The organism is Serratia sp. DD3, assembly GCF_000496755.2.
The window spans coordinates 30,710-40,483 of sequence record NZ_AYKS02000034.1 but is presented as its reverse complement, the minus strand read 5'-3'; the positions used below and the strand labels follow the sequence as shown (position 1 = coordinate 40,483).

Annotated in this window: 5 protein-coding genes and 2 pseudogenes; 2 read left to right on the top strand and 5 right to left on the bottom strand. The window is 42.9% G+C overall.

Features of this window, described 5'->3' with window-relative positions; all coding sequences use genetic code 11:
- The 5 genes and pseudogenes from IO95_RS06075 to IO95_RS24690 form a co-directional block, all read right to left on the bottom strand.
- Positions 1-902, bottom strand: a pseudogene (locus IO95_RS06075) (IS3 family transposase); the annotation flags it as partial.
- Between the two features lie 61 nt (positions 903-963).
- The gene (locus IO95_RS06065; RefSeq protein ID WP_037383983.1) at positions 964-2,628 is read right to left on the bottom strand and encodes an McrB family protein; all 1,665 of its coding nucleotides are present in this window, start codon (positions 2,626-2,628) and stop codon (positions 964-966) included.
- Positions 2,618-4,093: a DNA cytosine methyltransferase gene (locus IO95_RS06060; protein ID WP_037383987.1), complete on the bottom strand. Its 1,476-nt coding sequence runs from the start codon at positions 4,091-4,093 to the stop codon at positions 2,618-2,620. The genes IO95_RS06065 and IO95_RS06060 overlap by 11 nt, the downstream gene beginning before the upstream one ends.
- Complete coding sequence (locus IO95_RS26415) at positions 4,090-4,257, bottom strand: CopG family transcriptional regulator (RefSeq protein ID WP_152554896.1); 168 nt, start codon at positions 4,255-4,257, stop codon at positions 4,090-4,092. The genes IO95_RS06060 and IO95_RS26415 overlap by 4 nt, the downstream gene beginning before the upstream one ends.
- Positions 4,258-4,502: 245 nt before the next feature.
- Positions 4,503-4,910, bottom strand: a pseudogene (locus tag IO95_RS24690) (transposase family protein); the annotation flags it as partial.
- 506 nt (positions 4,911-5,416) lie between these two features.
- On the opposite strand from IO95_RS24690, the gene IO95_RS06050 reads away from it, so the two are divergent.
- Positions 5,417-7,180, top strand: coding sequence for a DUF262 domain-containing protein (locus IO95_RS06050; protein ID WP_037383990.1), 1,764 nt, complete (start codon positions 5,417-5,419; stop codon positions 7,178-7,180).
- The gene (locus tag IO95_RS06045) at positions 7,173-9,689 is read left to right on the top strand and encodes a DUF262 domain-containing protein (RefSeq protein WP_037383993.1); all 2,517 of its coding nucleotides are present in this window, start codon (positions 7,173-7,175) and stop codon (positions 9,687-9,689) included. The genes IO95_RS06050 and IO95_RS06045 overlap by 8 nt, the downstream gene beginning before the upstream one ends.
- Positions 9,690-9,774 lie beyond the last annotated feature (85 nt).

The following is a 9,774-nucleotide window of genomic DNA, read 5'->3' as shown; positions in this document are numbered from 1 at the left end:
CTGGTAATCCGCTGAACAGTACTGGCTGCCTCTGTCTGTATGAACAATGACATTTTCCGGGCGTTTACGCCGCCACAACGCCATTTGCAACGCATCGCACGCCAGTTGTGCCGTCATCCGCGAGGACATCGCCCAGCCGATGACGGCTCGCGACCACAGGTCAATCACCACCGCCAGGTAAAGCCAGCCTTCATCTGTACGCAAGTAGGTAATGTCACCCGCCCATTTCTGATTCGGCCCACAGGCGGTAAAGTCTTGTTTCAACAGGTTTTCTGACACCGGCAAACCATGCTCACGGTAACTGACCGGCCTGAACCGGCGCGAGGCCTTTGCGCGCAGCCCCTGACGACGTAGGCTAGCGGCGATGGTTTTGACGTTGTACGCTGGAAGCTCATCAGTAAGACGTGGCGCACCATACCGCTGTTTTGCGTCACTGAATGCCTTTCCAACGGCCTCATCGCAGACAAGACGGAACTGCTGACGCGGGGTTATCTGATGATGACGTAGACGCCAGGCATACCAGCCACTGCGGGCGACACGGAGCACCCGACACATGGCTTTGATGCTGAACTCAGCCTGATGTTTTTCGATAAAGACATACTTCATTTCAGGCGCTTCGCGAAGTATGTCGCGGCCTTTTGGAGAATAGCCAACTCTTCATCACGTTCGGCTAATTGGCGCTTTAAGCGGGCATTTTCAGTAGCAAGAGTCTGTTCACGCTCAGAAGCAGATAGGTTTTGCTGTTGCTTAGTACGCCAAGCGTAGATTTGCGATTCATACAGACCGAGTTCTCGCGCAGCGGCGGCCACCCCAATACGTTGGGCGAGCTTAAGTGCTTCGTCACGAAAGGCGGGCGTATGTTGTTTACGGGGCTTGTTTTTCGTTGTTGATGTTTTAGTCATGAGTCACCTCTGGGTTAAGAGTTTACTCACTTAGTGCCGTGTCCACTATTGCTGGGTAAGATCACATCGCTTGGAAAGAGCCAAAATCGTCTAGATCACTTAATAATTTTCGAATATAGGATTGTGCTTGAGGCAATCCTTCGCAAATTTTCTCGAGGCTTTTGAGTAGTTGGCGTTGCCGTTCGGCTCCACGTAATTTAACTAGAACTTTTTGTACTAAGAGCTGGTCTGTAACATCTGAAGATTCTATCTTAATATGTTCAATGTTAAATGCGTGATAACGAACGAATTCCTCTATGAGTCGGTAGCCAAATCCAAGCCCATACTGCTGCATTATTTCATGGATTTCTGTTAGTTTAGGTTCCGATATCGCACATGCAGTGCGAAGATTTGGATAACGAGTCGCTAGTAGTGTTAAGAAACCCGAAGTATCTACAGTAGACATATCGATTACAGATGCCCTATCCAATACCTTGTCACTAATTGGGTTAGTTGTTTCATCAACATTAATGGTACCAATTATGAAAAGATTTGTTGGCAACGGTAATTCCGCACGGATGCTAGTTCCTGTGCTGCCTTCCAGGGGGACATTATTAGAATGTAACTGAAGGCTCCCTCCAGTTTCCATGCAGGATAGTACATCGGAGAAATAATATTCTATTCGGGCTAAGTTCATCTCATCAAGTACAACAAATACTGGGGATTCACGATGTGCAGTCGCAACTAAAACTGCCTCAAGAAAGGTCGGCACAACATATCGGTTTGTCAGTACGTCGTAATAACCTGTTAGACCTGTAGGATCAGTCCATTCCGGTCGAATTGGGCATTCAAAGAGCAAAGGGTCAATATCTTCACTATTTTTTAGTCCATGAACAGCTCTTGCATATTTCAATGCAAGTTGTGTTTTCCCTGTGCCTGACAAACCAGAAAGTATTACGAAATGTTTATGATCGAGGAAGTTTAGTGCTGCATGAAAGCGCCTTACTTCTCCATTCGGATAGTGTCCTCCTAGAGTTTTAACAGAGTCCTCGATCTCGTTGATTGACACGGATGAAGGCATGCGGAGCATTGAAGGTTTCAATGCCACTACATCATGCCATACTGTTAGTTCGCGAATTTTTCCCCTACCTACAAGTGTACCGAGCCATCCGATAAATTCTCTTGCTAGTAAACTACGTCTAGCAGAAGCTGTAGGGGGATGCAGAGCAATAACAATCTCATCTATTGTTACAGCGGGTTCGTATTGAGAAAGATCAAAATTTAGACTGTTCCAGAAGCCAGCATTACGCATCCAGAGTTGCCCATCCTGTGCTAAGTAGAGCGACACTAAGTTGTTTCTGTCACTATATTTAAAAGTTTTATCTGATTCGCTTGAGTCTGATTCCTCCTGACTATCATCATCCTGCCCTTTACCTGTAGCTTTACAAGCTAATCCTAGGCGTTTCATATCGGCAAGACGGGTAAGAAAATTGGCTTTGTCTTTACGAACGAGAATTGCAAAATAAACCTCATCCTCTGGAGGAAACTTCATAACACTCGCAATAATGAAAGCTTCAGCATCATCTCGGACTGCTTGAAGGTTTGCCACTCCAATCTGCATTCCCCCTTCAACGATCTTTGCACTATTAGATACTCCGAAAAGCTTATTAGTGCGGGTAGCCTTTGTAGCTCCAAAGTGTTTTTGTACTTCACTTAGGAATTTTTGTTGTCGTTCTTCAAGACTCATCTGATGCACCTTTTTCTTTATTTTTAAGTGTTTTCATCATGTGCATAGCTAATGCCTTAGCTAGTAAAGGTGGAACAGCATTTCCAATCTGTTTGAATGCAGGGTTCATTGTACCGCTGAAACGGAACCCATCAGGGAACGACTGTAAACGAGCCGCTTCGCGTACGGAGATCGTTCGTGCTTGCTTGCTATCATAGTGAATGTGACTATAACCGTCTTTACCTAAGTGAGCCATAAGTGTTCGTGCTGGTTGGTTATCCCACATTTTGCGCCATTTGTTTGGAAATTTGCTAGCATCATAAGGCGGAACAATTGAGTCCCATAATGCTTTGTATTCGGCAGTTCCCTCTATGAGTTTTTTTCCATTGGTTTGCACAGCAGCTAAACGTTCTTTAAACATATTAACAGCATGTGCATAAGCTTCAGGATACTGATCACCCTGACTCATCCGGGAAAATAACTCATAATCTCGAGGTAAAAAACGAATTACATGATCTCTTATACCATCAGTGGGGGCTTCATGCCCTGGCCAATTTCGCATTAGATCAGCATATGCGGATGCTTTCTTGGTACTATAGTCGACAGGTGTATCGAAACGGCGAGCTCCACGTGAAATGGCCCCAGTTGCTAGTAATTCACGAGCATTAATTTCTGGTAAGTCACCTAATGCATCTTTTGCGGTAACCACTGAAGGTAGATCATCTAAAGCTGCGGGCGGTTCTATATATGAATGTGTTGCATCTAAGCGGCCGCGTAATGTTTTAAGGGCAACAGAGCGAGAGCCTTCATACCCTGGTGGTAGCACTAACCAGTTCGTCGGTTTTGGGAAAGAAACTTCACTAGAAATTTCTTTTCTATATGCAATCAAGAACATACGTTCACGCATCTGAGGAACACCATAAAACGCGGCGTTCAGTAATGTGTAGCCACAGATGTAGCCTTTTGCTTCTAAAACTTCGCAGGTCTCTTCTGCAATGTTTTGTCCGCCATGATTCAGTATATCGGGTACATTTTCCATGAGGACAGCTAATGGTTGGAAAGCATCAACATACTCTAAATATTTTTTATATAACTGAGCTCGAGGATCATGAATAAATGCCTCTGGATGCTCTTCTATTTCACGTAACTTAGAACGGCCAACACGGGCAAAAGCTTGGCATGGCGGGCCCCCTATAACTACATCAAATGCATCTGAAACAGTACCGAGCTCCAGTTGAGAACATAACTCAGTCGGTGAAGTTTTTGTAATATCGATAGGAGTACTATGTTCTTCAGCGCCATTGTGAAAATTTATGCCATGGGACTTTGCTGCTTCGGGATCAAACTCCACTGCTCCGCGAATTTCGAAACCAGCGGCTTCGAAGCCAAGGGATAGCCCACCACAGCCAGCAAAAAGGTCCAAAACACGAGGTTTTGCCGAAGTCTGCAGTCGTTCCAGCTTACGAAGGATGATGTCATTACTCATTGTGATTCTGAACCTTGTCGGATGGACCGAAGTAACAGTAGCTGTGATTTCCCATGATGTTCATTTAGAAAACATTGTACAGCCATGCGTATGATCCATGCAGACGAAACCTGGTTAGCCTCAGCTAGCGCTTGTACTTGTGAATGAACATCTTCAGATAGCATAACTGAGGTTCTGACAGATTTCTTGTCAGCGTTGATGGGGATGCGAGCCATGAATTAGTCTCCGTCAGTTTTTTTGTTGGCACCATTATGCATCACTATACATCATTTCACACCACGCATATATTCGACGCTACCTTTTTACTGTGTGCAGTGTTTTTTACCCTGGTAGTGTCTCTGGCACAACACGCAGTACCAGGATTTGGTTGCAATCGGTGCCGGTAGCCAGCCCATCGTTTTGCGCAATTCTGCATCCCTGATGCCACTGCCGCTCGTCTTCCTGCTTCTCCGCCGGCAATTAATCCCAACTGATGCTGCATATTTTGCAGTAATGTCGAAGACTGCTGTTGTGGGCCAGCAAAGGGAGCCAGCGATTCAGCAAAGATCTTGCGTGAACAGGATGGGTTACGACAGTACCAGTGCCGGACGGTAAAGATTAACCAGAGTGTCTGGCCTGAGCATGGAAGATGCTGTCTCCGTCGTCGACGGCAACTATGAACAGAGCTGCTGCGCTGAAGACATTCAGGGCATTGCGCTGTTTTACGCGTGGCACGGAGATGTAGGGTGAGCCCATCAGAGCTAATAATTTGTCGGCTGGATTGCCATCCACAAGGTAGCTGCAAAAGTGTCTTAAGTGAGGGCATCTCGTTATCCATAACTTAAAACAGCTTAGATCCTTGTTAACTAAAAAGTTTCATTGTTTTTCTTCCACCTAGGTTGCGGAAGACCCAGCTTTGCATTGTTGGTAACAACAAGGCGATACGCAGACGCTCGGCACTTCCAGCCCTAACCTGACGGCACTCTTCGATGACTTCAGCCCACTGCTGAGCAATACGTGGCGTTTCATTAACAGATGAATTGGCTCTTACTTTTGAGCTCGTTAGATTTAGGTTGGGACCTTGAGGATGAAAATCGGCGTCTCAAACGGATGTTTGCTGACCTCAGGGTACGATGTCAGTCGCTGTTATCTGCCCGAGCTTCGACGCACCACAAAAAGATGTCCCTGTTATAGGGAAAAAGATCGATTGCACCATTTTCAAGCCAATACTTTACTGACCGATAGGTTTTTTATGATGTAGAAACAGTCGACGGTACCAACGTGAATTCGCTCTGCTATAGTGCTAAATACTTTGGCAACCACATACTGGGAAGTTTAACCGAAATGGATAGGACACAACCATCTGAGAAGCTTTGCCTCCGCAACATCTATGAAGTTTTAGGGGAAGCGTTTTACATCCCCGCTTATCAGCGAGGGTATCGCTGGGGTGCTATCCAGGTGAAGGAACTACTGGATGATATTTGGGAGTTCAGTCAACTGGCTGGGGGTAACGACTCTACATTTTATTGTCTTCAGCCTGTGATTGTGGTTCGAGAGGAAGATCGTTGGCAGGTTGTGGACGGACAGCAAAGGTTAACTACGCTTTATCTTATTTTGTATTTTTTAGAGCAAGAGCACCTAAGACGGCCTTTGGCTGATGCTTACAAAAAAAACTTGTATACGTTGCATTATGAGACACGCCCTAAATGTGAAGCATTTTTACAGAGTATTCATGAGCAGTCCGATACTGACAATATTGATTTTTTTCATATGGCTCAGGCATACCAAGCTATTCAAAATTGGTTCTCTGAAAAAGATTATAATGACAATAACAAGTTGCTAGCGACGTTATTGGCCAAGTCGCCTGATGAACGCTCCGTAAAGGTGATTTGGTATGACTTAAGTGAAGAGTGCGCTAATAATGATTATGCCATTGATGTTTTTTCCCGTATTAATATTGGTAAGATTCCTCTGACCAATGCTGAGTTGGTTAAAGCACTATTTTTGCAACAAAACCACTTTTATAGTGACCAAGCGAGATTGAAGCAGTTGCAGATTGCAACTGAATGGGATGCTATAGAAAAGAGGCTGCAGGAGCCTGCATTCTGGTATTTTATCAGCGATTCAAGCAAGCGTTATTCAACTCGGATTGAATACATCTTCGATTTAATGAAGAGGAAAAAGTCTAGTGACGAGGCATTTTTCACATTCCATAAATTTCATGAAGATTTCAAAGCTGGTACGGTCGTTATTGAAAATCTTTGGCAAGGGGTTAAACGTTATTTCCTAACCTTTGATGAATGGTTTCATGACCGAGAGCTGTACCACTTGATCGGTTTCTTAGTGGATTGCGGTGAAAAAGTTGCTGAGTTAAAGGCTGAATCGGAACGTTTGGGTTCAACGAAAACGGATTTCAAAAACTATTTAAAAGATCGCATCCGCCGACAAGTTAATTGTGCCACTACATTGGAAGAGCTTGAGTATAGCGACTTACGCATCAAAAAGTTGCTCCTGTTATTCAATATTCAAACATTATTGTCTACTAAAGAAGCTGACATTCGTTTTCCTTTTGATCGTTATAAGCAAGAAAAATGGGATATTGAACATATTAGATCGCAAACCGGCTTGACTCCTACTGGTACTGCTCGCTTGGAATGGCTAACGGATATTAAAAATTATTTTAATGGAAGCCGTTTTAAAGATGCTTCATTGGAAAAGGAGAAAAAGTATGCTGTCAAGGCAGTTGAACTGTTAGCTCAGGATCGTATCGGTGATGATGAATTTGGCACATTCTACACTGAAGTTGTCAGTTACTTCGAGCAAGGTGAAGTATCTTGGGTAAACCAACTAGGCAACCTAGCTCTGTTAGACCATTCAACCAACCGAAGCTACAAAAATGCGCTGTTTACGATCAAACGTGAACGCATCATAGACAATGATAAGCATGGGATTTTTGTCCCTATTTGTACTAAGAACGTCTTTTTAAAATATTACAGTCAGTCTGTAACCGAGTTTATGCACTGGACAGAGTTGGATGCTAAGGATTATCTGATGGAAATATGTCGAGTCTTGAAGGAGTATTTACCTGAAGGAGAAGAAAATGAGTGATGAAAAAAACAATACAAGCTCGGGTGAACGACTCAGTTTTTATCAGTTGTTTGAACAAAAGAACATGAAGGTAGAGATCCCTATTATCCAACGGGATTATGCTCAAGGGAGAGGCGAAGCCCAAGAGGTTCGGGAAACTTTTCTGCAGGCTTTGCACGACTATCTGGAGAAGGGAGAACCTTTCAGGGATTTGGATTTTGTTTATGGAAGTGTGACTGATAATGTTAATGGTCGGGATTGCTTTATACCGTTGGACGGTCAGCAAAGATTGACGACACTTTTCTTACTACACTGGTATCTTGCACAAATTTCCGATCAGGTAGAGTCATTCCGGCAGGTATTGAGTACGGGAGGATGCTCCCACTTTACCTATGAAACGCGGAGCAGTTCGAGAGAGTTTTGTAATGCGTTGGTCACTAATGATATCGATTTCAGTACGTTATTAAGGGAGTACGGTGCCGAGTGTTTGAGTAAAACGATCAAAGACAAGGCGTGGTTTTATTTGTCATGGGAAAATGATCCTACTATTCGTTCAATGTTGACGATGCTGGATGCGATTCATCGCCAATTTTCTGAGAACACAGATTATTTTGACAAGCTGACAGATAGAGAATACCCAATCATTACATTTCGATTTCTGAATCTTGCTGAGTTTAAACTTACGGATGATCTCTACATAAAAATGAATGCTAGAGGAAAACCTCTGACGGATTTTGAAAATTTTAAGGCGAGACTGGAAAAAATAATTAAGTCATTTACCGGGGAATGGCCGGAGTATCGATTGTGTTTTAAGGATGCGCCTGTATCTTGCTATGAGTATTTCATTCATAAGATTGATACGGATTGGACGGATTTGTTCTGGTGCTACCGAAACGTTGCAACGAAAGATGACACGTTCGATGATGAACTGATGAACTTTATTGCCCTGAGTGTTGCCAACTTTCTGATGCTGAAGGATTCAAGAGGAAGTTATATTTTGCAGCAACGGCTATTTGGTTTAGGCGGTAGAGTCAATCAATTATCCCTGATGGAGTATGAGCAAAATGGGGATCTATCCCAACAACTAATCATTAATTTAATAGCACAATTGGATGTTTTGCAGGGTAATTCCACTTTATGCTCAGGTGTATCGAGGTATCTGGAAAAAAATAAGTACTACGATGAAGATGCTATATTCAAGAAAATTATCACCAACAACTCAAGCTTTGCAGAAAAACTGAGATTTCATGCTTTTTATGCCGGGGTGGGTAATGGTAAAATGGGCTCTGAATTATTGTCTTGGATGCGAGTCGTTTTCAACCTCACTGAGAACACTATTTTTAACACTATAGATGATTACCATAAGGCATTGCTGTCTATCAGTGAGTTGGCCAAAATGGATGGCAATATTTTGAATTTGCTAATTAATGATGTGCAAATAAAAGGTTTCCTTACTGTTCAAATATTTGAAGAGAGACTGAAAGCTCATCTAATTATGAAAACCTCTGAGTGGAGTACAGCTATTATTGAACTGGAATGTCATGAGTTTTTCAGGGGGCAGATTGGTTTTGCATTAAAATTTAGTGGAATTGTCGACTATTTTTATGAACAGGGTAATGTTGAATGGCAGGATGCTAATGAAAGCTACTTTCAGAAATTCAAATACTACGCCATGTGTGGTTCTGTAGTTTTTACTGAAATTGGACTCCGTAGAAGTATTATTAATTATGCTTGGGAAAGAGCTGTTCTTTCAAAAGGTGATTATCTCACAAGATCCAGTGCAAATCGATTTAATCTGCTCAGTACTCGTACATTTAACAATAACATGGCTCGTGACAATTCTTGGCGACGATTTATGAGGCTCTCTTTGCAGCCTAATGACTCGTGGAATCAGCAACAACAGTATGTCAAAGATGTGCTTGATGATCCCGCTTTTGATCCATCTGACTTAAGAGGGGGACTAGAAGCTATTTGTACTAAGGCGTTGACCGAATGCCCATTTGGTTGGCGTTTCATGTTGATTGCTAAGCCTAAACTAATAGGGCTTAGCAATCAGGGTTTTATTGTGAGGACTTCTGATGAAGTCATTCTGTTACACCAGTCTCAACGGAATCACTACCATAGCGAGCTTTACTCCAAATTCCTAGAGTTGGAGCTGAGAGATAGCAGAATAAATACTGCACCTTTCAAAAAAATAGAATATAAAAGTGTTCGTAGTGGTGAGGATATATCTTTTTTGGCCTTCAACGGCTTATTTTTAAATGAGCAGGAGTTTGAGTTAGAGATATCCTACAGTCGCAACCAATATTGCCTTTTGTTCTATCGCGATGGGTCATCCCCTTTTCCATATGAATTGCAGAGTACTCTGCGCTTTTGCGACTTTACTGTTCTTAATGAATTAGAGGGTTTTAATCAAGCCGATTGGGATTGTAACGATGATAATTATGTGTACTACTGCGGCACACCTCAACAGGCGTTTGCAAAGATATCTGAGCTTTGTACTCTACTAGTGGAATTAAGTGATGACTAGTAGAGTTATTATCAATGCAAGAAGGATATACCTCTAATCTGGATTATAGGAATTATTCTTTTATGACTTAATAGGAGGGCCTTTA

Excerpts from the sequence above, each read along its gene's own strand:
- IO95_RS26415 (WP_152554896.1), bottom strand. The coding sequence starts at position 4,257 with ATGCTATCTGAAGATGTTCATTCACAAGTACAAGCGCTAGCTGAGGCT.
- IO95_RS06060 (WP_037383987.1), bottom strand. The coding sequence starts at position 4,093 with ATGAGTAATGACATCATCCTTCGTAAGCTGGAACGACTGCAGACTTCG.
- IO95_RS06045 (WP_037383993.1), top strand. The coding sequence starts at position 7,173 with ATGAGTGATGAAAAAAACAATACAAGCTCGGGTGAACGACTCAGTTTT.
- IO95_RS06050 (WP_037383990.1), top strand. The coding sequence starts at position 5,417 with ATGGATAGGACACAACCATCTGAGAAGCTTTGCCTCCGCAACATCTAT.
- IO95_RS06065 (WP_037383983.1), bottom strand. The coding sequence starts at position 2,628 with ATGAGTCTTGAAGAACGACAACAAAAATTCCTAAGTGAAGTACAAAAA.